The sequence below is a fragment of the Paenibacillus baekrokdamisoli genome (genome assembly GCF_003945345.1).
Lineage (GTDB): Bacteria > Bacillota > Bacilli > Paenibacillales > Paenibacillaceae > Paenibacillus_Z > Paenibacillus_Z baekrokdamisoli.
In genome coordinates this window covers 5,424,390-5,449,683 of sequence record NZ_AP019308.1, presented here as the reverse complement: position 1 = coordinate 5,449,683, position 25,294 = coordinate 5,424,390, and the positions used below count along the sequence as shown (strand labels likewise).

Here is a 25,294-nt window from a genome sequence, read left to right as displayed (position 1 = left end):
GCTTTTCCGCATAGCTCGGGGCTTAATCTCGAGTTAATTACCAGTAAGAACTCTTCGTTCTAACCAGTCTGTGTTGAGGACATTAGCAGTGCCATTGGTTATCCTTTGCCAACCGACGATCATGTACTTATTTGGGGCTGTGCCTGCTTGTATAGGAGAGGCTAAGGTTACAGAATCCCCTTTCTTCCATGTGGATTGAGCAGGTAAAGCAGTAAAGGTTAGTGCCTGTTCGCCTGATCTCCGGCCAGTAACAATGATACTGTCCTCAATAGAGGAAGATGCAGATGCATCTACTCTATTTCCTTCAAAGTGGAGAAATTCAAGAGCGCCCGTTGCTCCACCAATAAAAATGCCTTGATCGGTCGTTCCAGTCCCCCCGCCAATATCATTGGATGATAGGATCACCCCTCCTTGCGTTCCGGACACATGTATGCCTACTGTGGCGGGTAAGTTTGTAGTCCTCTGTAGGTTGCAAATGGTATTAGATTTTATCGTGGTATTATAAGCAGATCCGAGTGCCCCAAGCCCTACACAAATCCCTCTGCAAAAGCCATTGACCAAATTATCGGATATCAACGTATCTCTCATATAACCACCTGCGGCAGCAGAGACCAAAACTGCTATGTTAGAAGACCTGTCCGTACAATACAATTGATTCCCCGTGACCGTCATTCGGTCACCCCCGCCATCTTGCATATTCAAGAATACCGCTGTCTTAGGGAAACCCATACCCGGGTTTAGAATTTCACCTGCAATAATGTAGATTCTGTTATTTCCAATCAGAACATCCGATGTGCCGAGGCCTATTGGATTTATACTGAACAAACCAACCCCAAACCACGAAACAGTAAAGGAATTTCCTGTTACGCTAATCCCCCTTGATGGTGTTTTCTGATTTCCGGAAATCCATACTCCTTGAGCATAATTATTAACAATATTGTTGGTAAAGAAATTTTCAGATCCATGAAGTTCGGCAGCGACCACTGGACCTGCGATACCTGTGGAAACCGTGGGGTGATCAAATACACAATCATGAACATTGATTGAATCACCCCACATGTAAACAGAGGAGTGATCGCTGCTGTCGATACCATTGTTGTAGAATCTACAGAAACTGATTTCGACATTGTTGCTAATTACACCGGGGGATTCTTGTTGTCCTGTAGCTATACAAGTGACTCCGGGAGAGTTGATAAACTCGCAATTCGTGATTTTAGAATTATACAACCTGGCATCGGAGCCGGAAGTTGCAACAGTACCGGAGATGAAAATTCCTGCACAATTAAATGCATAATAAGAGCCACTGCTTCTATTGGGACTAATTTTATTATTAGCTCCGTTCACATCGAATGTAATACCTTCAACGTAAAGGTTATTTATTACGGTGTTGCCAGCAATAATATTAAAGTATTTTGGGCTGGAATCGGTTGACTCGTTATCTTTTAGCTTGAATATCGTTTTTCCAATACCCGCCCCTAGCAGATTCATTTTATCCCGCGCAATCAAAGAACAAACAGTAGGGCCACCTGCAAGCGTTATCGATTGTGATAGTTTTAATAAATAGGTCCCTTCCGGGAAATAAAGAGGGATGCCTACGTTAATAGCTGCCTGAATGGCTGTCGTATCATCATCGGTACTATTTCCCCTCGCACCGAACATATGAGAAGTAATCCTCTCCCCGTACAAACGGACCAGACATCCGGATCCTGTTGGATTCGTTTCGCCTGTTCCATTGAGAAAACCCGGCAGACCCGCTACCGTTCCATTCCATGGAACGGTGGTAGATACAATGGTACCTCCATTATGAGCTGATTTCGCACGGGTTTTATTCAGATAGAAGATACCCCCGCCAATCGTTGTATTGGGATGAAAGCAACGTACACTGAATTGCTGACCATCAGTAAGCGTTGATAAATCAAGGGTTTGAATATCTGCAACGCTATTCAGATAAATCACATTCTCGGTGTTGATGCTGTTCTCGCTGTTCTTTTTCGCGCTGGCCAACTGAGGATTGTTAAACAGCAAACCGCCAGTAGCAACAACTGCACCCAATCCACCAATCGCAGTCAAAAATTTTCTCCGACTTAATGTCCCTTTATCTGTGTCTGTGTCTGCCCCTGCGTCTGGCCCTGTGCCTGTTCTCTGTTGTCCATCAATTTGCTTGGAATGATCCATGATTTCTGACATCGTTTCTTCCTCCTGAATTTTAAATTTAGGTAAAGAGAACTTCTTCATGTTTCCGCCTATAAATCGGCTTACATCATTTCCATGTCCACAACGACGGCAGGCGTTTCAATCCTCTCAATAATCTGTTACACCGTTGTCACCCCCTTCTTTAACGGGCCATTCGATTAAAAATCCAGCTCGTGAATGTGGCTGTTAGTCCGTAAGCGCCAGTGATGCCCGCCATCCCGGAAATTCGTTCTCGATCACGCTTCTTACTTGATTAATCTTCCAATGCAAATGCTCGGCATCCGTCATGTAATCCATGCTAGGCTCCCAGCCTAACCGGGAATCCGCTTCTACAAGGGGAATGACCGCTTGCGCATTGGCAATCTCGCTTTTGGCCAGCGATTGCATTTCCTCCAGAATGGCAAGCGCTTTGCCGGTATCCGGCTCTATAAGCAGCCTTTGCTTCAGCAGCCACCATTGCTTCGCATGTATTGCCGTCTGCACCGCATGCGTGATAAATAGGCTGATTCCTAGCCCTTTCAGCGCCTGCTCCCGCTTCCTCTCCGGTGTAAGCGCTATCGCTTTCTTCATCGCTTCGTTACCTTGAATCATCAGCTCCAGCATCCGTTGCAAGCTTCTTATTTCTACAGGATACCGTGACGCGCCTAACGATTGGCGCGAAGTGTCTATTGGCTTATAAGCCGTAAATATGATCTCGTTGCCGAACATCGCATGCCAAGCGACCGGCATTTTCACCTCGTTCTGGAATACGAATGGATAGGAGGAACCGATACGGAACGGTCCATACTGGTCTTCTATGGTCGGAACATAATGTCTAATTCCTTCGCTCCAGCTCCGCCATGCTTCCAAGACGTGATCAACCGCTTCACGGCTAAAATCGCGTATGGCAATTGCTTCAACTATTTGTTCTGAAGGCGGACTCGGATTCCAATAGGTCCATTTCGTGATATCGCTGATAAAGGACGGCCACCAGCCGTAGTGATGGCTTTCCATCAGACCCGATAACCCCCAATCCGCATTCGCTTGCAGAAGAGCGGAATGTCGGTTCGCCCACTGATTAGGTACGGGTTGATAAGGGATAACGCCAATATCCCAGGTTAATCCCCCCGTATTGCTCATCGCATATAGCTTGAGTCCTCTTTCCTTGGCGACCTTCGCTTCACTGCTGAAATATTGGCCAGGTCCTTCGAAAGAGATCGTGTAATCCACGCATACGTTGGTTACATGCTCATGCTTGATCTGCTCGAACATTTCGAACGTAACGAGCAGAGTAATATCCTCCGGTACATTCCTGATCAGCTTAAGGCGATCCTCCTCGGGAGCCCAGCCCCAGTTGTACGTCCAGAAAACGATATCCGCCTCCTGATTATGCTTGCGGACGACCTTCTTCAATAGATTCAGCCATTGCGGATAGTCGGTGCACGGCCACCAGCCGGGACTCGGCTTAGTCTGCGGCTGATCTGCAGGCCATTCAAGCCTGAGAACGCCGGTCGTATTGTCATCTTTGCTTGGAAATTCACAGGACTCGCCCACGAGTATGACACCTTTGAAGCGCGGGCAAGCCTCGAAAATCTTACCGTAAACTCTGTCGTAATATTGCTCCGCGTCGAGCTCATCAGGATGCTTTCGCGAGATTAAATAGCTGTATACATAGACATCAAGACCATATAGGGCCGCCTGGTCAACAAGATAGTTAAAATCCTGATAGCCTTCCGTTGTTTTGTCCACATCCTTGACGAACACAAGGATCGCGTCAATGCCTGCATGGGCCATAGCATTCAGATGGGCATCGGGATAACGGTCGAGTCCCCAGCCCGAATGCGCCATCCGCGGCGAGAAGATCGGTTCCCTCATAACCTCTTGAACGGTAAGGAAAGGCGCCTCCCGCAAGTTCATCAAATCCTCGAGGTAATAGCTTCCCTGACCGACTCCGCGTTCGTCATTGCCGCATACGATGATGCGTCTGTCGCTAACGATGACAATGTAGCTTCGAGGCAGGTTCAAAGCCTGACCGACTTCCGGGAGTTCTTCCTTGGTCGCAAGGATGATTGTCCTATCCTTCGTTTGCGAATACTCCAATACGTTCTTCACGATAAGAAGTCTTACCGAGATATTCATGCTCACGAGCAAATAATCTTGAAGATCTTTGGCCACGTTCATCATCAGAGGAGTTGCTTCTTCACCAATCGCAATGCTCCAATCTTGATCGATCGTGATCTCATTCTTTTGGGCAATTGCCTCGGAATCTCGCCGATTGGGTTGATGAACAACCTCCAATCGCTTGCGAAACTCGTATTTCTTTTCTGCCATTCGATGAATCCTCCTTAGCGGTTTTCCCGGTTCTCATTCTCAAATGTCGCCTCGCGCATGACCTCATCCGCTTCATTAAGCTTTGTCATATTCAATCGCAATCATCTGATGACAGTCTATAACAGGCACTTGATAGCGAACGGACGATCCATCCTGCTCGAAAGGAATGTCCTCTAGCTGCGGAACGGTATATACGCGACGAATGATTTCAGGCAATTGAAGCTTGACGTCAATCTGATAGATCGGCGTTATATCTTCTATAACTTCTTTGTCTCTCCCCCTCTTAACCGGAAAAGCATACAGAAGATGATTAATGTACCGGGAATCCTTCGTCTGATGCTGAAGCGTTACAACGCCTTGGGCAGGCAAGCTGGTAGTTAGCACTTTACTTGCGCCCAGCAATCTTTCAAGCGCATAAAGCACCGTTTCCTTAACGAACAAACTGCCGTTTTCCGCGTAATCCTCGAACGCATCCCATGCCAAGTAAATGCCATTCGCGCTTTCAACCATCCCAGGCCCTGCATCATTGCGGCTGTTCGGAGTATGAGTGAAGTAATAGGCATGTAAGCCACGGTTGAAATAAGGATCTTCCCTGTTGCCCAGTTCCTTACCGCCGTTTAATGAAACCTTCTGTCCCTGCGAATAAAATACAAATGATCCTTCTCCGAAACTAGCCAATGGCTCATACGGTTTGTAGAAATCAGGTTTGTACGGATTAACCCCTACCCACTCCACTCCCAGATCAAGCGCAAATGCGTCCCCTGCCGAGTTGAGTCCGGACTCTCCTGTCGCAAATACCTTGCCGCCGTTATCTAAATAACGGTTTAGCTTAACGCCGAGTGAATCCGTAATTCTGACCCTGTCAGGCAAAATAATCACTTTGTATGGATGGAAGTCGGATTCCATATCCACGATATCAAACAAGATATTGCCTTCTTGGAGAATACGGTACGCTCCCGTATCCGAGAGTCCCATCCTGGCGTGCTCGAGTCCAGTCGACTCTAGCGAGAGTAAGGCTACATCTGCTACATTTGTCACATCCGTGCACCAGTGTTCCTTGGCTTCCACCTCCCGGTAAGCCTCGCCGACCATTCGATAGACAATGGGGTCCATGATTCCATCGGGATGCAAGTGATCGCCTACGGAGCAGTGCGTTCCATGCGCAAGAGCCAATGCCGCTTCGAACCGAATGGCATTCGCATGCTTATACCCGCCAAACTCGCCCCAGTTCATATGAAATCGTCCAGTCATCCCGACAACCTTTTTCCCTAACTGTTGGAAGTATCTCGCCGAAATCGGAAAATAATCATAGCCCCATCCGCCGGAAGGCAGCGATTCCACTTCAATATGGCTATTCATCGCTACCATATCCCGGCGCCCGCACCTAATGCCGCTGTTATGAAAAATATCGAGACCGGGCTTGATTTTCCATACCCGCTCATTGAGCTGACTTGTGTAATTGGCGTATACCCTCTCTGCCAGGTCCATAACATCGTTTCGATTTAATGGATCTTTGCCTTCTTCCAGCAGAGCTCCTCTGCAATGATGACAATAACAAGCTTTCGGAAAAACGATATCTAGAAACAGCCCATCCGCATCGTATTTGGCAACCACTTCCTCTGTCAGCTGCAGAATATATTCCAAATAAGGAGAGTGAAAGCAGAAGGTATGAAGACCGGGCTGCATAAATCCTGAATCATAGAGCGTTTTGTCATTCTCGTCGCGGGTCAACCACTCCGGATGCTGCAGAGCCAAATTTTCGCTTAATCCGACATTAATATAGACCGGCGTCTTGACACCTATCTCATGTGCTGCCTCGATCATTTCACCCAATAAATCGAACTTTAATCCGGGGTGCTTATTGAATTTCTGTGTGTCGTAATAAGCCCAGCCGTGGAAACATTTCGCAAACACATTAATCGAATCTACATGGCCTAGCTGAAGCATCTCCTGAAATTGCCGCTTGGAAAACTGTTCCCCAATCTTAACGGATCCATGATTGTGGAAATCGAGATGTATTTGTCTGAATCGCATTTAAATCCTCCACCTATCTATCATTTTTTTATTCCTTAACGCTCCCCATCACGATGCCTTTCATGAAATACTTTTGAAGAAAGGGATAAACAACGAGAACTGGCAAAGCACCCAGAAAAATTTGTGCAGCCTTCACCGTCCGGTCCGAAATTTGTCGCAGCATCTCCGAATTCAAGTCTGTTAATCCGGAAAAATTTTTCTGAATTACAATGGTCTGTAAATAGCTTTGCAGCGGATAATGATCCGGCGAGTTCATATAGATGAGCCCATCAAACCAACTGTTCCAATGTCCAACAGACGACAACAGCACAATGGTAGCAATGGCCGGAGTAGAGAGAGGGAGAAAGATTCGGAACAGCGTAGTGAAATGTCCGGCACCGTCTATGAATGCGGCTTCTTCCAATTCCTTGGGCAATCCTCTAAAGAAGTTGAGCAGCAAGATCGCGCTGAATACAGGTACAGCTCCCGGGAGGACAAGCGCCCATATCGAATCAAGCAAGCCCGTTGTCCTAATGACCATATAAGCGGGAATGAGACCCCCGCCGAATAGCATCGTAAACACGAAAAACCAGGCATAAATCGTCCGTGATTTGAATTTATGGGATTCCTTGGACAGAGGATAAGCTAACAAGATCGTCAGCAATATGTTAATCGATACGCCTATAGCAACCCGCTTCAATGAGATGACAAACGAGTTGATAAAAGCGGCTTGTTCCATGACGTACGAATAAGATGTCGTATTAAATCCGATCGGCCACAACCGGACAATTCCCGCTGAAGCTGCAGCATTCGAACTCAGAGACAGCGCGAGGACATGGACCATCGGAAGCACGCAAGCAATAGAGATTAAACAGAGAAAAGTATAATTAAAGACATGGAAACCTGCTCTCCATCTGGATTCCCGCATTTCCTTACCCCTCCTTCCTAGAAAATACGGTATTTGGCAAAACGGTAGGCCAGATAATAGGCGATAGATATTAATACAAAGGAAACAATGGAGTTGAACAGTCCAATCGCTGTCGCGGGTCCGAATTGCGCACTAATCAAGCCCATACGGTATACATAGGTATCAATGATATCTCCGCTCTCATAGACTTGCGAATTATAGAGCACGAAAACCTGATCAAAGCCTGCATTGAGAACACTCGCCAAACTTAACGTAGCCAGCAATATAATAATCGGTCTCATGCCGGGCAGTGATATATGCCATGTCTGTCGCAAGCGGTTTGCACCGTCCATTACCGCCGCTTCGTATAATGCCGGATTTACACTGGTCAAGGCAGCTAGATAGAGAATGGTGCTAAACCCGACTTCTTTCCATGCATTGGTGGCGACAAGTACATAAGGGAACCAATTATTGTCGCCTAGAAAATAGATAGGCTTAAACCCGAACATCTTGACCATATCGTTAACGATCCCGAGCGAGGGTGACAAAATATCGATCAGCACGCCGCCTAATATCGTCCAGGATAAGAAATGGGGTAAATAGATGAGCGTCTGGATCGAGCGCTTAACGAATTTGTTTAGAACTTCGTTAATAAGCAAGGCAATCGTAAGTGGAAAGATGAGGCCCGTAACGATTTTCATCAGGGCGATAAAGACCGTGTTTTGCAACACCTTGAAGGTATCGGGCAAGCTTATGACATACCTGAAGTTATCCCATCCTATCCATTCAGAGCCCCAAATCCCTTTGGCAGGAATAAATTTTTGAAAGGCAATGACGATTCCGACCATGGGTCCATAGCTAAATATGAAGACGAGAACCAGACTTGGCAAAATCATAAGATGCAGTGGCCAGTTCACCAGTTTTTTAGACAAAGTCCGTTCACCTCCGTTCAACTTGACAAATGTTCGTAACAAAACAAGGGGCGAGAAATACACGGAATACTCCCCCCCTTATTCAACAATTCAGAAAGAAAGTATAACACTCGCTATACTTTTCTGAATTGTCTCCGCAAAGCTCCATCAGCGCCTAAAGGACGCCAATGGCATTTTTTACTTGGGTATAATTATTTTTTCGTTTTATACCATTGATTCACATCGGCCAAGATCTCTTTGCCTCCAAGCCCCAGCCATTGCTTAGTGAAATTATCGAATTCGTTCACGGGAGACTGCCCAAGAATAATCTTGGTGAATGTTTCCGCTTGCATCTTGGCAAGCACTGGACTTTTCTCGACCATGGATTCAAGAGGCGACGTTGTAAATTCATCATTGATATAGAGATTATTCGTTCGGTAATAATCAGATATCGATAAGGACTGCCCCTTATTGAATATCAGGTTCCAGCCCCAATTGGTCAGATCTCCGGATTGGAATTTCAGGATTTTCTCGTAAACGCCTTTATCCTCGGGATTTAGCTTTGATGTGTCTTTAGAATCAAGCGCCTTAATGATCCTCAAGCTTTCATCCACGTTCTTGAATGCTTTATATGCCGCAATATTATTGAGAAGCCAGACCTGGTTGCCATCCTCGGGTGTAGTATTAAACTTCTGATAAATCTCGTCCGACGTATTCTCATAGAACGTTTTAACCCAGAAGTCGAGCATTTTGAGAACTGCTTCGGGATGTTCGACTTCCTTCTTCACAACCCAATAGCTATCTACGCCCAATGTTACTTGGGATTTGGCAGGATTGCTGTCAACCGACATAATCGGAAACGCTTTCCATTCCATGGAAGGATTTTTGTCTTTAGCGGCTTGCAGCGGGTATAATCCCGCATAATAGGCATAGTACATCATTCCGATCTTGCCGTTAGCAATCATCTCAAATACTTTGGTAATATCTTTCGCTCCGAATTCTGGGTCGATTTGCTTCGCTTTGAACATTTCCTGCAGCTTGGCCAAAGCGGACTTCACTTCAGGTTGAATGACTCCGGAGGTCAGATTGCCGTCACTATCTTTAATCATAATGCCCGGATAAGCGTGAAAGCTGTTGAAAAAGCCGTTTAAAAGTGCAAAGTCTTTATCCACCGCCAACCCATAGGTATCCTGCTTACCGTTTTTATCAGGATCTTGAGTGGAGAACGCCTCGCTGATTTTCAAGAGATCATCCATCGTCTTTGGCTCTGGAAGATTTAAGGCTTTCAGCCAATCGGTGCGAATGTAAACCATCTGCGAGCCTTCCCTTCTTGGGCTCGTAAAGGGGATGGCCATAAGCTTGCCATCAATGGTGGCGGAATCTAATGCCATTGTTCCCTCTTCGTTCAGTAAGCTCTTTAGGCTGCCGGAAGCGTTTTCATTATAGACGTCAGTTAGATCGGCAATCATACCTGCTTCGGCAAGCTGTTTGAACTGCGTTGCATTTACTCGGAAGAAATCCGGAATTTCTCCGGAAGCAATCGTCAAATTCATTTTTTGCTCCCATTGACTCCAATCTACAGCCCATAAGGTTTTAACTTTAATGCCGTATTCTTCTTCATAAGCACGTGTCCATACATTGTTCTCCATGGAATCTCCATTTGCGAACTTGACCGTCGATTCCAAAGTTCTCACCGTCGTCAACGTAATGGGCGGATCATACTTCCCATCTTTGGTCGGTTTCTCCGGTTCCGGGACCTTTGGAGTTTCAGAGTTGGTTGGCGTATTGCTCGTGCTGGGAGATTGCTTTGCGTCCCCTCCACTATTGCTGCAAGCGGACAATACTACTAAAATCGTTGCAAGCATGAAACTGATCAAACGTCTGTTTCCTTTTTTCATTTCCTGTTACCCCCTGCATCAATATTGGTCAAGCGGTATTGCAGGTGCTCCTGACCTGTTCCATCTGAGCACACTTTGATTATAAAGGTGCAATTTCTCTCCTAGATAGACGCAATACCCGTACTATTATTCCCATTGCGACAATGTGCCCAGTAAAGATCGATAAATGAATAAATGTACGGTTAATGAGTTTGTAATCTGCAATAATGATCGGAGAAAGAAGAATAGAATGAATAATGCAGATTCGCTTTGTACATGAAACCTAATATAATAATAGTATATTTCTACAACAAGGAGCGTGAGTTATGTTCATGTATCTGCAATCGAAACGAAACTCATTCTTTATCAAGCTGCTTTTTAGCTTTGTGATTATCGTCTTGATCTCCTTCATCTTCAACTTGCTCTCCTTCAACTTTTTTCAGAACACCCTTCGGACGGAAATCATCAAGTACAATAAACTCAACTTGAGCAACACCGTAAACAATTATGAGAAACAATTTCGGCTCTTGGACGATATCGCTTCCAATTTGTTTTTCGGTGCCAATATCCCGTTACTCGAACGTAACAGATCAAATTTCATGGCAATGAATAACCTTACCAGTGAGATTAAGGTGATTTTAGCCAATTACAATAATTTGAATCTAGATAATTTGTTTTTCTATAATGACAGTTATTCCTTTATCATTGAAAAGGGAGGACTAACAGAGGTTGCCGATATGTTTGAAGATCATTATATAAATCCCCAATACAATGCCGCATTCTGGAAGAAACAGCTGGAGGAAGATTACCACATGAGGATATTTCCGGCCGCTCAGTTCCAGAAACGAAATATCAACGGAAAGGTCGAACAGGCAGGAACTTACTTCCCTGTCATTGTCAAAAACTCGCTTCAGAAGAATAGCTATATCGCCGCTTTTATAGATGCAGATGAGATCTACTTAAACTCTCACTTCTCAGATAATAATTTGTTCTATATAGAGGACGAACACGGAAAGCGCTTCTTCAGCACTTCATTAATAAAAGCGCTTACAAATTTTCGGGCTGCAGGGAATGGAGAAGCCTATGATTCGAATAATAACAATTATTATTTCTATCAGACCGGCGAGAAATCCAAACTCACCTATGTGAGTGTCACCCCAAACCAGCAAATCGCCTCTACGGTATCCCGTTTGAGCCTGCTATTGCTGATTTTATTTGCTTTGTCTCTGGTAGTCAGTCTTTTAATCTCGATCCTGTTCAGTATCCGGTTCAAGCTTCCCGTACAACGCATGCTGGAATCCCTGCAGAAAATGAATCCCAACTTCAACTTCAATAGCACGATCCGCGAATATACCCAAATCGGAGACAAGCTGAAGTCGATTATCGTCTCTACACAGAAGATCAATCAGGATCTGCAAATGAAAGATTCTTTGTTGAAAACATACAGTTACTGGAATAAGGTCAAAAACATTCCCCTTGAACATAAGGAAATGCAAAATCTGATTGATAATACCCAGCCGTTCTACTTTGTGATGTACCAGCTACAATCCATACGAAGCGGTCAGCAAATATCGGCTGCGGAAATGAATAAAACGGCACATTTTGTAGATTTAATCAACTCCACCATACTGTTGCGCTTTAAACAGTCCGAGACGCTGCAGATCGAGAAGGACCTGATGGTCTCCATTATTTTCGATGACGATCCCCTTCCTATTCAGGAAATGCTGTTCGCAACGCTGCAGGATCTTGTTCGGCTGTTCAATGATCAGAACGAGTCCTACGTCACGATTGCCACCAATCCGCGACTGAGAAATCATAGCGATTTCACAAACGCTTACGAAGAAACGTTGGAAATGATCCACGAACGCAAACTCAATGCGAATACACAGTTAATTACCGAATTGGACGGGGAGAAAAATGGCCTCCAGATTCCACCGTCCGAACTTAAGAAGCTGTCGGCACATTTGGCAGCAGGAAATGCAACCGACATTATGCAAATCATTCATCGGCTGCTTCAGCGTCTTCATACAAAAGGAAGAGCTGTTGAATACAGGAAGATGGCGAATGACATCAGTTCCGAAATATTATTGGTGCTGATGTCGCAGAAAATCGAGGTCGGAGATCTGCTATCTGAACTCGCCCCTTATGAACAAATAAAAGAATTCGTAACCATAGACCAATATTTCTTTTTCTATCGTGTGTTGATCGAGAGGGCCGTCGCATTAATCAACAACAAGAAGGCTGACAAGGATCCCATTGTCGACTATGTCCTAGCCTATATGGAGCGTCACAGCGGTGAAGATATCAGTCAGGAGGACATCGCCAGCAAACTTAATATTTCGATTGGTTATATGGGGAAATATATTAAGAACAAGACCGGCAAGACGTTTAACGAGTACCTGGAGGATATTCGCATTAGCAAAGCAAAGGTTATTCTGGTTGAATCAGATGATAAAATTCATGAAATCGCAAATAAAGTCGGCTATCACAACGCGAATTCCTTTACACGGATGTTCAAACGAATTACAGGGGTCACCCCCGGCGAGTACCGATTGGAGAAACGGGCGGAGTCAGACACATCCTTGCAGATTCCAACAATCCTCTGATACAGGTCCGATTATCACAAAGAACCGTCAGGGGCTAACGCCTTGACGGTTCTTTCAGCTTCGATATCATTTTCAGTCTACTCTCCCTGCATCCACAGCTTCAAATCGTTTGTCGTCTGTAAAATATCCTTCCGCTGCTCCTCTCCCGATATTTCGCGTTCGATAATGTATTCGCCTGTAAATCCTATTTCCTTAAGCTTGCGTATGAACACCGGATAATTCACCTTCCCCGCGCCTGCCCGCACTTCTTCGCCTAGCCGGTCACCGTCGATAGGATACAGCCCGTCCTTCACATGAATATTGCGCACATAGGAGCCGATCGTATCAAGTGCGTCAATCGGGTTGCCTTTGCCGTACAAGACCAGATTCGCGGGGTCCAGGTTAATGCCCAGATTGGATGTGCCGACCCGCTCTATGGTGCGAAGCAGCACGATCGGCGTTTCTTGGCCGGTCTCGAACCAGAAGCCGATCCCTTTACTTTCGCAATAGGCCGCCACCTCGCGAATCGCAGCTACAACTTGCGGATATTCTGGATCTGTCATATTCTCCGGAATAAATCCGCAATGGGTAATAATCGCAGGCGCGCCAACCCATGCCGCAAAGTCCGCCCATCCCTTCAGCGCCTTGATCCGTTCCTCGCGATATTGCTCAGGTACAAGCCCCAGTGTGACGGGTCCCTCTGTAAAATTCCATTCCGCCGGACCCGGAACACCTGCCCATATCGCGCAAATGCGTACATTTGCTTCACGTGCTTCTTTGACTACGCGTTCGGCCACTTCAGGTGTACAAAGTTCGCTGTCCCACCCGCAAAGCTGACAGACATGAAAGCCATATTCGCTGACAACCTGAAACATATTCCCCTTCACACTTGTGTCAAGTAAATGAATGACGCCGATTTCCATAATAACTGCCTCCTATAATGCAATAAGTTAGTGATTCTTTGAATCGCGTATTGTTGTCATCATGCATTCGAATTTTGATGCATGCCGTCTTCATCATTCGGCGATCGGCACGAATTGCCCGCCTCTGCCGGAAGATTGCCGCTCAGCTTCGACGATCCGCAGCGCAAGAAGAGAATCCTCAGGCCGCGACGTTATTACAGCCTCTTCGTTCCGCAGTCGTTCCGCGAAATATTTGATTTCTCGATAATATCCAAGATTCCCTTCATGCTCATAGACCCAGGACGACCCATCCGCCGGATAGACAGTTAATTTGCCATCTTGAAACACAAGCGTCGCCGTATCCATATGAACGCGGTAACTCATCTCGAACCCGACTTCCCCCGGCAGCGATAAATCTGCCTGTGCATGAATGATTTTCCCGTCCGAAAAACGAAAATGCGCCGAGACAATATCATAATGTTCACTGCACAGCGCCGATACCGCTTCCGGTTTGCCGAACAGCCAGTTGATCATGTCTACATCGTGAATGTGCAAATCAACGAGCGCGCCGCCGCTTTTATCTACCTGCAGCATCCAGTTCTCATAGGACCATCCCGGCACATTGCCACCTCTATAGAAGGTGGCCACCCTTACTTTTCCATATTTTTCGCTGTCTATTATACTTTTCAAATACTCGTATTCAGGCCAGAAACGAAGGCAATGCGCGATCATCAAATTTTTCCCCGATGCCGCCGCAGCCTCCACCATGGCCGTCCCGCTGTCCGAATCTAGCGCAATCGGTTTCTCGCATAGCACATGAAGCCCCTTATTCAATGATCGGATCGTGAACGCATCATGCAAATAAGTGGGCAGCGCAATATCCACCATATCCATTTCTTCCTGATAAAATAGCTCTGAATCCGTATAAGTGTTGATCTTGGACAAGTCGTACGCCGTACCCAAATCGACTACGTTGCTCTCCTGGGTATTCCCCCTAAACTTCTGCTCATCGACATCATAAATGGCAACCAGCTTAATCGGAAATCCCTCGCTCTCAAGCCGCGCGTAGATATCCAGGTGCACACGTCCCATCGACCCCAAACCGATCAATCCGACTTTAATCATCGTACTGTCATCTCCTTATCTGGTATGCAATCTGACAGTCACAATACTATCACTTCATTCATTCACTTGATTTAGATAATGCATCTATTTATTTGCATTTCCATTTGCATTATAGAATGGATTATTTATACTTATATCGGAGGGGAACTGATGATGGACTTTATACCTTATAGACTCAGTGAACAGATTGTCGTTAACGACATCTACACCTGTTACTATTTCGAGTTATCCAATCAACAACGGTATAACGGGGAAAGTCATGATTTCTGGGAAATGGTCTACGTGGATAAAGGTGAAGTGAACGCGAATACAGAATCAGGCTACTATCGGCTCAATCAGGGTAATATACTCGTTCATAGTCCGAATGAGTACCATCAATTGGAGAGCACCGGCAATAAGGCGCCAAATTTGTTCATTGTGACGTTTCGCTGCGATAACGAGGCGATGAAGTTTTTTGACGAACATAAGCTGTTTCGCATTGGACAAGTTGAGCATGCGGTGTTAGCGAGATTAATGAAGGAAACTCTGAATTCCTTTGGTCTGAATCTGTTCCCGGTCACGCCTAAGCAAGATGCACCATTCGCCGCAGAGCAGCTTTTCAAAATCTATCTGGAACAGTTACTTATATTGATCATACGCAATGAACGGTCAGACATGCCACAAGCCGCACTGTTATCGACAACAAGAGAAAATCAAAGCGCGCATCTGAGTAAGCAAATCATCGAATATCTCGAACGGAATTTGTCGAGCAAAATGACGTTGGACTACTTGTGCGCGCAATTCAGCATGAGCAGAACACAGATGAACATCCTGTTCAAGCGAACTGTAGGGATCGGGATTATCGCTTATGTCAATCAGTTGAAAATCGAGCACGCCAAAAAATACATTCGCGAAGAGATATACAATCTGACAGAAGTATCGAATCTCCTCGGATACAGCAGCATCCATTACTTCTCGCGACACTTCAAGAAAACGGTTGGCATGACGCCGACGGAATATGCCAGAACGATTAAAGCAAGGAACGAGTCCATGTCATAGACCCGCAAAATACGCAACAAAGGATAGTCCTGACGGGATTCCCGTCAAAACTATCCTTTGTTGCGACCTTATGAGGTTAACCTATCTCCGCACCTACAGGCTCCAGACTGCTGGCCGGACCAAAGAATTCAAAGTGAATATCAGATTGCGGAATGCCCCACTCCTTCAGAATACCGTTCACAGCCCGCATAAACGGAGTCGGACCGCAGAAGTAGAAGCCAGCATCTCGCGTAGGAACAATCGATTGAAGCCATTTTGAGTCAATATAACCCTCTCGATGATGGGCATTAGTCTCTTTATCAAGATCAGTCGGCTGGTTGTAGCACCAATAAGCTGACAGCTGAGGGTGTATGCGAGCTAGCTGCTCAACCGATTCCCTCATGGCATGAAGCTTGCCGTGCTGGGCAGCATGGATGAACGTTACAGGACGGTGCGGCTGCTTCTCCACCATTGTATTTAGCATACTCACCATTGGCGTCAAGCCTACCCCGCCACTAATGAGTACGACCGGTCGCTCATCCTGTTGATCCAATACGAAATCGCCAGCAGGCGCAGACAGCCATAATACATCGCCTTCCTTAACCTCTTGATGCAAGTAATTGGACACATGGCCAGCAGGCTTATCTCTAGTCTCTACTTCCTGCTTCACAGAGATTCGATAATAGGGTTTCTCCGGTGAATCGGACAAGCTGTATTGACGAATATGCGTATTCGGCTCACCGGGAATAGACATTCTTACACTAATATACTGTCCAGGCTCGAAGCTCGCAATCGACTTGCCATCCTCTGGAATGAGATAGAACGAAGTAATCACATCGCTCTCCTTAACCTTCCTGTCTACCTTGAAGGCTCTAAAGTCTGCCCAGCCGCCTAACTGTTGCTCGGTCTGCTCATACATTTGGGCTTCAATGCCAATGAAAGCGTCCGCGATCACGCCATATGCCTCCGCCCATGCCTGCAGAATCTCCTCCGTTGCTGCATCGCCAAGCACCTCCTTGATTGCCCCAAGCAAATGCTCGCCTACAATCGGGTAATGCTCCGGTCTCACGCCCAGACTGCGATGCTTATGCGCAATTTGCTTCACTACCGGAATAATAGCTTCTAGCTTGTCGATATGAACCGCAGCGGCGTATACCGCATTAGCGAGCGCAGCCTGCTGCCTGCCCTGTTTCTGATTGGCGTGATTGAAAATATTAAGCAGCTCCGGATGACTCGTGAACAACCTTTCGTAGAACCTTTTCGTAATAGCCGTTCCATGTATCTCGAGTACCGGTACTGTCGATTTGATCACCTGTATCGTTTGTTCGTTTAGCATCATGATACCCTCACTTTCTTGAATCAACATATGAACCAAGTATACGTGGGAAAGATTATGAGCACTGTGATTGCAATCACAGTAAAAGGTAACGATTGATGAATTTTGCATAGCAGAGGACTCGCAGCCGCTCATCCATCTTTGTCAATAATGACTCTATATACCTGCGAGGAATATTTCGCATTTAAGCCATACTGCTCGGATAACTGGCTGATTTTTGCGAACTGCTGCGCTTCCCGTGCTTGATCTTGCGCTGGTAGCTTGTTTATTGCTTTATAATTCCCAACCTCTTCGGTTTAACTCGAATCTCTCCGTAATCTGGGCAAACACACAAGCCATTTGCTATTTGCCCACATACGTATAGGCAGGAGCAGGATTGACTTTAGAATAGGGGGCATCCAGATGAGCACGCTTTACCATACACATGCTTATGAATATTTTACAAGAAACAGAGTCGTGTTGGACAGGAAGCGAGGGGACGTAACCGGAGATGGAAAACTTGATCTTGTTTATCTAATTGGCAATAAGGCTGATGCTGCGAGTGAATTTGCTGACCAAATTACACTAGTCATTCAAGATGGCCACTCGAACAGAAGCATGACCGTCAGCTTCCCAAACAATGCCGGATACAATGCGAGACTGTTTCTTGGGGATTTCGATAAGGATCATATCCCCGATATCCTCGTCAGTATCGATTCCGGAGGCAGCGGAGGATACGGTTTCTTCTACATCTATTCGTTCAAGGATAACAGGCTGCACAAGCTGTTTGATGTGGACACCTATAATAACGAATACAAATTCAATGTATTCTACGAGGATCAGTATAAGGTAAGTGTATCCAGTCCCCAGCTTGACATCTTGTTCATCATAGACATCAGCACCAAAGGGCCTGATTATTTATCCCAGTATTATAATGAGGATGGGAAGCTAAAGCAGCCAACCAAGGGCGAGGTTCTTGCTCTAGGAGCACTCAGCCCCATCGTTTCGAATGATAAGGTGACGAGCTTCGATCTACTAGCCATGCAGCGAATTATCGGCACTATCAATGCGGATACGCTCGGGTATGTCGATAATCTTCTGACATGGTCAGGCAATCAATTTACATCCTCTAGACTACTCGTATCGATACTTGGTACCAAGTTAGCTGTACTTTTATAGCCTATCTACACCAAATAATGATTCCACCCAGCACTCAAAGGCGAATAATAGAGGCCATACGTCCAATCCATCACATTCTCACTTGCATATGATGTTGCAGCCCACACAAGAAGGAGTGACATTTCTAATGGGATTCATGCCCCCTCCACCGCCAAGACCACCTGGACCATCAGGACCATCAGGACCATCAGGACCGCAAGGTTCACAAGGCCCAACAGCTCCACCTCCATCATTCACACCCCAAATGCCTGCTGCTTCTGCATTTGCTGTTGACCCCGGCGCGATCGCCGGTTGTTTGTTTCGAAACACTTATATCTGGCTCAGAAATGGTCAGCAATTCTGGTTTTATCCCGTATTCGTAGGACGTACATCCGTCGCTGGATTTAGATGGAACGGTAGGTTCTGGATGTATCAAGGGATGGATCTCAACCAAATTACTACTTTTACTTGCTTCTAAATAGGTACACTGAACCCTAATAAACGAGCAAAGATGCCAGGATCATATGATCAGGCATCTTTGTTCGTTTATTCCATTCATTTTTTGACAGCCCCATTAACTTCGCTTTATTCTAAATTGGCATGCCTGCCATACATCGTTGTAGAGTCTAATTCTCGTTTCTCCATCAGCTTCAAGATAACAGCATCACAGAATAACAAGAGAAGCTGCTCGAATAAGGCTCCCATGGGCTGGATCGTCGGATACTCGCTTCCGGCTTGGTCCTTGGGTGAGCCTGGCAGCTCCACGACAAGATTCGCTAGCCGCCCCATGGTCGATTCCTGTGCAATCGTTAATACAGCAACGGTTCCACCTAAATGCTTCGCCTTCTCAGCTATGGGTATTAACGACTTCGTCTCCCCAGAACCGGAACCAATCAGCAGAATGTCCTCTTTCCCAAGACTAGGAGTTACCGTTTCACCAACAACATGCGCATCGATACCCATCGGTCATATCTTCAGCTACGCCAAGTATCGTGACGATATCCGCGCCTGCTTCAGAAGCTTTCATCACTTCATAGCCCGCTGCATCCATAACCTTCAGATCTGCTAGTACTTGTAGATGTGGAAAGGCTTCTTTAATTGCAGTAACTGCTCGCAGTCCTTCATTAATGACGACCGGCGTACCGATCTCAACGATATCTATATAGGATTCCACTTCTTTCACCAACTGCTTTGCTTCTTCGGTGTTGACCAGGTCTAACGCTAATTGAAGTTTCATGGATTCTTCACTCCTAAAGTAAGTAGTTTGTTTGATTCGCCTTATTTTACGACCTAACTTTTGAAAAAGATAGTACGCACCTTTCTGTAACGTAGTACCCATTTGGATACTATAGGGAGGCTTATCGACACTTATTGGAGCGATCACAAACAAAAAGAACCAATAAAAAAGAACCTCCAACGTTCGATTGGAGATTCTCAATTCTGATGAATGATTCCTATCCTACTACCTGTCATCCGCCGGTAAAGGCGGGATAATCTGTTGATGCTGATCGCCCCACTTGGATAGGACATTAAGAACATCCTTGATCGTCAAGCCATATTCTGTTAAGGAATATTCCACTTTGGGCGGTACTTGTGTGTACACTTTGCGATCGATAATGCCATCCAGCTCTAATTCACGAAGCTGCTGAGTCAGCATCTTCTGTGTAATATGGGGCATATCCCGCTTCAATTCCCCGAATCGTCTTACCCCATCTATAAGATGGCATAGGATTACCAGCTTCCATTTGCCCCCGATAACCTTAAGCGTTGTCTCTACAGAATCCTTAAACCGTTGGTCTCCCACATCATCTACTCCTTGACTACCGATTATCGACTTTCTCCGGATACAGGTCATGATTCATCATGCGGTATGAGGCCATTTCCTCATACTTAGTACCTGGACGTCCATAATTGCAGTATGGATCGATGGAGATGCCTCCCCGCGGAGTGAATTTACCCCAAACCTCGATATAACGCGGCGACATTAGGTTGATTAGATCATTCATAATGATATTGATACAGTCTTCATGGAAATCACCATGGTTGCGGAAACTGAATAGATAGAGCTTGAGCGACTTGCTCTCCACCATCTTAAGATCGGGAATGTATGCGATATAAATAGTCGCAAAGTCCGGTTGTCCCGTGATCGGGCAAAGACTTGTGAATTCTGGACAGTTAAACTTCACCCTGTAATCCCGGTAAGGATGTTTATTATCAAACGCCTCTAATATCGATGGCGTATAAGTAGCCGCATACTGTGTTCCCTGATTGCCTAATAGGCTAATTCCTTCTAAAGCTGCTTCGTCACGACCTGCCACTATCCATCTCTCCTTATCATCGCTGCCTATTCTTATTTGCCTCGTTTATTGCCCCATAACCAGGCATGTAATTGGGGTAGCACTCTGACATTCGTCAGTGCTGAGGATGCGATAACCATGTCCACCAGCCACTTGTACCGTTCGATAAGACGGTTTAATAAGACCGATGTATCCTCCTGAATGACATCGTCATTCCCCGCCTGAAGGTAGAAGGGAACCTGCTTGTACCGCTCATGCACCGTGACCGCATACTGCAAATCTGCTTCATCAAATACAACAACCTTGAGACTGAAAGCCCGTTCATGCTCTGTGAGCTGAGCAACAATCGCATCTAATTGCGACCAATCTGTCGTCATGCCCGAACTCGGCGGTTTAGGTGAGAGTGTCAATTCATCAATTTGCAAAAACCAATTCTTCCAGAGGCTGCCCTGCGTCTCCAAGGCAACCGTGATTCCTTGCTCATGCAGCCGATCAATAAGCTCGTTCAAATGGGGCAGAAGCGCTGGATTTCCTCCGGAAATCGTAACATGAGTAGTACCTCCTATTTCGCGTAATTCCGCGGCGATCTCCTCCGCTGTCAGCATCCGAATATCTTCTTTCCCCGTGCCGTCCCACGTAAAAGCTGAATCACACCAAGCACATTGATAGTCACAGCCTGCTGTGCGGACGAACATCGTCTTTTGACCAATGACCATCCCCTCACCTTGAATCGTAGGGCCGAAAATTTCCATGACGGGAAAACGGCTACTCATGACGATTGCCTCCCGCCGCATAAGGACGATAGATCACATAGCTAGTAGGTGTTTCCCTCAAAAAAATCTGCACACATTGCGGCTTGTTAACTGTCTGGGCAAGAAAATCGCTGACAAGTTCGGCTATTATTCTTGCCACATTCTCCGTCGTTGGATAACGATTCGGATCTTCATCACTAAATAAAGCGGAATGATCATTCAGCAAGGAATGGTCAAAGCGGTTGTGTATAAGCTTCTTAATCTGTGAGAAATTAACGAGAAACCCGCTCTCATCGAGCTCGTCTCCTGCGACTGTGACATTGACAAAATAGGTATGTCCATGCACCCGGCTGCATGCGCCCGCGCTCTCACTTGGGACATAATGAGCGGCGGCAAACTGCATGTCTTTATTCAATTCATATCGGAAAGGATGCGCAGCCGATGGGTAGATTTGCTGAATCATAGTCGCCGCCCTTCCCTTCTCGCCGCTTCGTATTGGTCAACCCCTCTGGCACGCAGCAGACAAGCCGGACATTCGCCGCAGCCATCCGCAATGATCCCCTCGTAGCAGGTTAGAGTATTGTTCTTTACATAATCATAAGCGCCCAAATCATCGGCTAATTGCCATGTCTGCGCTTTGGTCAGCCACATCAGCGGGGTATCAATGACGAATTCATAATCCATCGCCAAATTTATCGTGACATTGAGCGACTTGATGAAGACATCCCTACAGTCTGGATATCCACTGAAATCAGACTGGCTCACACCCGTTATAATGTGCTTGGCGCCTTTCTGCTTCGCAAGTACAGCTGCAAAGGAAAGAAACAGCAGGTTGCGTCCATCCACAAAGGTCGAAGGCAGCTCGCCTTCCTTCTGCTCGATAGCTATATCGGTTCTCGTTAGTGCGTTCGGAGCTAGCTGATTAATCAAAGACATATCCAGCACATGCTGCTGAATATTGAATTCCGCTGCAATTCGAGCAGCGCATTCCAGTTCCAGCTTATGACGCTGGCCGTAATCGAACGTAACTGCCTCCACCGTATCAAATTCCTTCATGGCTTTGAACAAACATGTCGTACTGTCCTGCCCACCACTAAAGACGACAATCGCTTTGTTTGATTGCATCATATATAACTCCTCTCTGTTCTACCCTTCACTAGGCAAACGCACGAGAGACTCTAGGACAAAAGCATGAAAATAGCTTCTTAAAAAATAAAAAACGGTACCCAAGGAGGAACCGTTTCCTTAGTTTTTTATAGAGGGTGTCGCTAGAACCTCTCCCAAGCCACTAAACTTCACTTGGAATTGTATGCTGTTATATGAATTGTATCACTTTTGCTGTTAAAGTTTCAAATGACAAAAAATAGTGACTAGATGTCACCCCTCTAGGCAAACAGGCCATGAGTTTAAAAACAGATTAATAACCTAAGGATAGCTGGAAATGATATGTAAAGACCACTTTTTGGCGAGAAAGTATTCCTTTTTTTAACAAAGAATATTTTCCCATTAGAAGACAGCTTCTTCAGCTGTTATATTTAAAGTTGCATATTTATGCAAAGAAAAAGAATGGACAACAGGAGTGAACATCATGAAAAAAAGTCAGGGTATACAGCTCATTACCATTTTGCTTATTGGACTGCTTACACTTGCTGGATGCGGCAGCGGTAAAAGTGCTTCTAACTCAAATGCCAACCCAGCAGCATCGTCTTCAGGGGATAAGAAGGTTCTCATTCTTGGTACTTCACCCGATTATCCGCCCTACGAGAATGTAGATGCTAAGAATAACGGCGATATCATCGGTTTTGACATTGATATTGCGAGAGCTATAGCAACTAAACTGGGCTATGAGCTGAAAATTCAAAGCATGGATTTCAATGGATTGATAGCAGCCCTTCAGTCGAAACGAGTGGATTTTGTTATGTCCGGCATGTCGATCACACCGGCACGCCAGAAGAATGTAGACTTCTCCGACGTTTATTTTGTGGCGAAGAATACCATTGCTTCGAAGGTCGATGCGCCCTATGCAACGCTGGAAGAACTCAAGAATAAGCGAATAGGGGTTCAGCTTGGATCTACTCAAGAACAGGTCGTTGCTGATCTCAAAGATGCCGCAATCAAAAAACTAAACCGGATCCCCGATCTGTTTCAAGAGCTTAAATCGAATCGCATCGATGCGGCCATCATTGAAGATGCAGTGGCCAAAGGCTATGTGAAGGACAATCCGGATTTGAAATTTACTGTTATCCCCGCTGAGAAGGAAGAGGGATATGCGATAGCCCTTCCTAAAGGCTCTCCATTAGTGGGCGATATAAACAAAGCATTGAAAGAGCTTAGCGATAATGGAGTGAAAGATCAGCTTATTAAGAAGTGGTTTGAGTAAGAAAAACGCTGTTAATGTCCCTGCGGGTTATCCCGTTAGGGACATTATTTCGTGGATATACTAGCATGATTACAGTGAAAAGAAGCTAAGGAGGGTCGAGGAATGAATTTAGATTTTAGTGTGCTTAACGGATATATTCCCTATATCCTGAAAGGGATAACCATCACCCTTTTGTTTACGTTGGTATCTGCGCTCTTTGGTTTCATATGGGGAACTATTCTTTCCTTGTTCAAAATCTCCCATATTCGGCCGCTGCGATGGTTCGCAAACGTGTATACGTCGATATTTCGGGGAACACCGCTGCTGCTCCAGCTTGTACTGATCTACTACGCGACTCCCCAATTATTCCAATATGATATTTCCCCACTAATGGCCGCAGGGTTAGCTTTTGGACTTAACTCCGCAGCATATTTGTCAGAAACGATCCGTGGCGGCATTCAATCCGTGGACAAAGGACAGCGTGAAGCAGCCATGTCCCTCGGGATTCCTTATAAGACCATGATGGTCAGCATCATTCTGCCGCAAGCGGTTAAAAATATACTTCCGGCGCTTGTGAATGAATGTATTTCGCTCCTCAAGGAATCTTCCCTTGTATCGGTCATTGGTGTCGAAGATCTAATGCGCCGTGCAAATGTGGTGGGTTCCGATACATTCAAATATTTTGAACCCTTAGTTTTTGTAGGGGCTGTTTATTATGTGCTGGTGCTTATTCTTACCTTTGTCACTCAAATTCTTGAGAGGAGGATGCGTCGCAGTGATTAAAGTGGAGAAGCTATCGAAGTCATTCGGCAAACAAACCGTACTGCACGACATTTCTACGACTATTACACAAGGTGAAGTTGTAGCTGTCATTGGTCCTTCCGGCTCGGGCAAATCAACGTTTCTTCGTTGTTTAAACCTGTTAGAATCCCCTACGAGCGGCCGAATCACGATCAATGACAAGGATATCACAGATCCGAAGACCAATATCCTACAAGTCCGACAGAAGATCGGAATGGTATTTCAGCATTTTCATTTGTTCCCACATATGAACGTCATCGATAACATCTGTTTTGCCCCCATGAAAGTGAAGGGCTGGACCAAGGAGCAAGCTCGCAGCAAAGCTCTGGAGCTTTTGGAACGCGTTGGACTTACAGATAAATCGGAAGCCTTCCCATCCAAGCTGTCCGGCGGACAAAAACAACGCGTAGCCATCCTTCGCAGTCTGGCGATGGAGCCGGAAATTATGCTGTTCGATGAACCGACCTCCGCACTCGATCCCGAGATGGTTAAAGAGGTGCTAGAAGTCATTCGAGGCCTTGCCGAGTCCGGGATGACCATGGTCATTGTTACGCATGAAATGCGGTTCGCCCAAGAAGCAGCCGATACCATCTACTTTTTGGATAAAGGTCATCTCGTAGAGAAGGCGCCCCCAGCACAATTTTTCAAAAGACCTGATAATGAGCGTGCACGTCAATTCCTTGAGAAGGTTCTTTAGATAAAGCTAGGCATACGAAGATACAGCCCCGTTGCTTGAAACGGGGTTGTTGTTTCTATTTTGCCCACTGTATGA

21 protein-coding genes, 3 pseudogenes and 1 riboswitch are annotated in these 25,294 nt (G+C 45.8%); of the genes and pseudogenes, 7 read left to right on the top strand and 17 right to left on the bottom strand.

What is annotated here, in order from left to right; translation table 11 throughout:
• Positions 1-33: 33 nt before the first annotated feature.
• The 6 genes from EKN16_RS23995 to EKN16_RS23970 form a co-directional block, all read right to left on the bottom strand.
• Complete coding sequence (locus tag EKN16_RS23995; RefSeq protein WP_164522972.1) at positions 34-2,187, bottom strand: putative phage tail protein; 2,154 nt, start codon at positions 2,185-2,187, stop codon at positions 34-36.
• 192 nt (positions 2,188-2,379) lie between these two features.
• Positions 2,380-4,503, bottom strand: a complete 2,124-nt coding sequence (locus EKN16_RS23990) for a hypothetical protein (RefSeq protein ID WP_125663053.1) — start codon at positions 4,501-4,503, stop codon at positions 2,380-2,382.
• 75 nt (positions 4,504-4,578) lie between these two features.
• A complete protein-coding gene (locus EKN16_RS23985; RefSeq protein ID WP_125663051.1) occupies positions 4,579-6,537 on the bottom strand; it encodes a family 10 glycosylhydrolase in 1,959 nt (652 codons plus the stop codon).
• 28 nt (positions 6,538-6,565) lie between these two features.
• Positions 6,566-7,444 (bottom strand): carbohydrate ABC transporter permease, encoded by an 879-nt coding sequence (locus EKN16_RS23980; protein WP_125663049.1) that lies wholly within the window; start codon positions 7,442-7,444, stop codon positions 6,566-6,568.
• Between the two features lie 17 nt (positions 7,445-7,461).
• Positions 7,462-8,319 (bottom strand): ABC transporter permease, encoded by an 858-nt coding sequence (locus EKN16_RS23975; RefSeq protein WP_125666613.1) that lies wholly within the window; start codon positions 8,317-8,319, stop codon positions 7,462-7,464.
• A 227-nt stretch (positions 8,320-8,546) separates the two neighbouring features.
• Positions 8,547-10,232: an extracellular solute-binding protein gene (locus tag EKN16_RS23970; RefSeq protein ID WP_125663047.1), complete on the bottom strand. Its 1,686-nt coding sequence runs from the start codon at positions 10,230-10,232 to the stop codon at positions 8,547-8,549.
• 464 nt (positions 10,233-10,696) lie between these two features.
• Between EKN16_RS23970 and EKN16_RS23965 the strand changes: the two genes are divergently transcribed.
• On the top strand, positions 10,697-12,817 hold the full coding sequence (locus tag EKN16_RS23965) for a helix-turn-helix domain-containing protein (RefSeq protein WP_232015987.1): 2,121 nt from the start codon (positions 10,697-10,699) through the stop codon (positions 12,815-12,817).
• A gap of 77 nt (positions 12,818-12,894) precedes the next feature.
• On the opposite strand, the gene EKN16_RS23960 is transcribed toward EKN16_RS23965, so the two are convergent.
• Positions 12,895-13,719 (bottom strand): sugar phosphate isomerase/epimerase family protein, encoded by an 825-nt coding sequence (locus tag EKN16_RS23960; RefSeq protein ID WP_125663043.1) that lies wholly within the window; start codon positions 13,717-13,719, stop codon positions 12,895-12,897.
• Between the two features lie 93 nt (positions 13,720-13,812).
• Entirely contained in the window at positions 13,813-14,823 is a 1,011-nt protein-coding gene (locus EKN16_RS23955; RefSeq protein WP_125663041.1) for a Gfo/Idh/MocA family protein, read from the bottom strand.
• A 150-nt stretch (positions 14,824-14,973) separates the two neighbouring features.
• Here EKN16_RS23955 and EKN16_RS23950 point away from each other — a divergent pair, with 150 nt between their 5' ends.
• Positions 14,974-15,861 carry a helix-turn-helix domain-containing protein gene (locus EKN16_RS23950; protein ID WP_164522969.1) on the top strand — a complete coding sequence of 296 codons (888 nt, stop codon included), beginning with the start codon at positions 14,974-14,976 and terminating at the stop codon, positions 15,859-15,861.
• A gap of 76 nt (positions 15,862-15,937) precedes the next feature.
• Here the strand turns inward: EKN16_RS23950 and hmpA are convergent, their stop codons facing one another.
• Together hmpA and EKN16_RS33820 are read right to left on the bottom strand one after the other, a co-directional pair.
• Entirely contained in the window at positions 15,938-17,176 is a 1,239-nt protein-coding gene (gene hmpA, locus EKN16_RS23945) for an NO-inducible flavohemoprotein (protein WP_125666611.1), read from the bottom strand.
• A gap of 131 nt (positions 17,177-17,307) precedes the next feature.
• Positions 17,308-17,457, bottom strand: a pseudogene (locus EKN16_RS33820) (chorismate mutase); the annotation flags it as partial.
• A gap of 121 nt (positions 17,458-17,578) precedes the next feature.
• On the opposite strand from EKN16_RS33820, the gene EKN16_RS23935 reads away from it, so the two are divergent.
• Together EKN16_RS23935 and EKN16_RS33225 are read left to right on the top strand one after the other, a co-directional pair.
• Positions 17,579-18,334: an FG-GAP repeat domain-containing protein gene (locus EKN16_RS23935; protein ID WP_125663038.1), complete on the top strand. Its 756-nt coding sequence runs from the start codon at positions 17,579-17,581 to the stop codon at positions 18,332-18,334.
• Between the two features lie 88 nt (positions 18,335-18,422).
• Positions 18,423-18,791, top strand: coding sequence for a transporter (locus EKN16_RS33225; protein ID WP_375782049.1), 369 nt, complete (start codon positions 18,423-18,425; stop codon positions 18,789-18,791).
• A 107-nt stretch (positions 18,792-18,898) separates the two neighbouring features.
• Here the strand turns inward: EKN16_RS33225 and hxlB are convergent.
• From hxlB to queC, 7 genes and pseudogenes are all read right to left on the bottom strand, one after another.
• Positions 18,899-19,276, bottom strand: a pseudogene (hxlB, locus tag EKN16_RS23925) (6-phospho-3-hexuloisomerase); the annotation flags it as partial.
• A 1-nt stretch (position 19,277) separates the two neighbouring features.
• Positions 19,278-19,550, bottom strand: a pseudogene (locus EKN16_RS23920) (orotidine 5'-phosphate decarboxylase / HUMPS family protein); the annotation flags it as partial.
• A 225-nt stretch (positions 19,551-19,775) separates the two neighbouring features.
• A complete protein-coding gene (locus EKN16_RS23915) occupies positions 19,776-20,117 on the bottom strand; it encodes a winged helix-turn-helix transcriptional regulator (RefSeq protein WP_125663031.1) in 342 nt (113 codons plus the stop codon).
• 16 nt (positions 20,118-20,133) lie between these two features.
• Positions 20,134-20,631 carry a preQ(1) synthase gene (queF, locus tag EKN16_RS23910; protein WP_125663029.1) on the bottom strand — a complete coding sequence of 166 codons (498 nt, stop codon included), beginning with the start codon at positions 20,629-20,631 and terminating at the stop codon, positions 20,134-20,136.
• 32 nt (positions 20,632-20,663) lie between these two features.
• On the bottom strand, positions 20,664-21,383 hold the full coding sequence (gene queE / locus EKN16_RS23905; RefSeq protein WP_125663027.1) for a 7-carboxy-7-deazaguanine synthase QueE: 720 nt from the start codon (positions 21,381-21,383) through the stop codon (positions 20,664-20,666).
• Entirely contained in the window at positions 21,376-21,825 is a 450-nt protein-coding gene (gene queD / locus EKN16_RS23900; protein WP_125663025.1) for a 6-carboxytetrahydropterin synthase QueD, read from the bottom strand. The genes queE and queD overlap by 8 nt, the downstream gene beginning before the upstream one ends.
• The gene (gene queC / locus EKN16_RS23895; RefSeq protein WP_179955641.1) at positions 21,822-22,487 is read right to left on the bottom strand and encodes a 7-cyano-7-deazaguanine synthase QueC; all 666 of its coding nucleotides are present in this window, start codon (positions 22,485-22,487) and stop codon (positions 21,822-21,824) included. Before queC ends, queD begins: the two co-directional genes overlap by 4 nt.
• Before the next feature lie 114 nt (positions 22,488-22,601).
• A riboswitch (PreQ1 riboswitch) is annotated at positions 22,602-22,646 on the bottom strand.
• A 304-nt stretch (positions 22,647-22,950) separates the two neighbouring features.
• Here queC and EKN16_RS33220 point away from each other — a divergent pair.
• From EKN16_RS33220 to EKN16_RS23885, 3 genes are all read left to right on the top strand, one after another.
• Positions 22,951-23,742 carry a basic amino acid ABC transporter substrate-binding protein gene (locus EKN16_RS33220; protein ID WP_232015985.1) on the top strand — a complete coding sequence of 264 codons (792 nt, stop codon included), beginning with the start codon at positions 22,951-22,953 and terminating at the stop codon, positions 23,740-23,742.
• A gap of 102 nt (positions 23,743-23,844) precedes the next feature.
• Positions 23,845-24,504, top strand: coding sequence for an amino acid ABC transporter permease (locus tag EKN16_RS33215; RefSeq protein ID WP_232015983.1), 660 nt, complete (start codon positions 23,845-23,847; stop codon positions 24,502-24,504).
• Positions 24,497-25,219, top strand: coding sequence for an amino acid ABC transporter ATP-binding protein (locus tag EKN16_RS23885; protein WP_125663021.1), 723 nt, complete (start codon positions 24,497-24,499; stop codon positions 25,217-25,219). The genes EKN16_RS33215 and EKN16_RS23885 overlap by 8 nt, the downstream gene beginning before the upstream one ends.
• Positions 25,220-25,294: the final 75 nt, after the last annotated feature.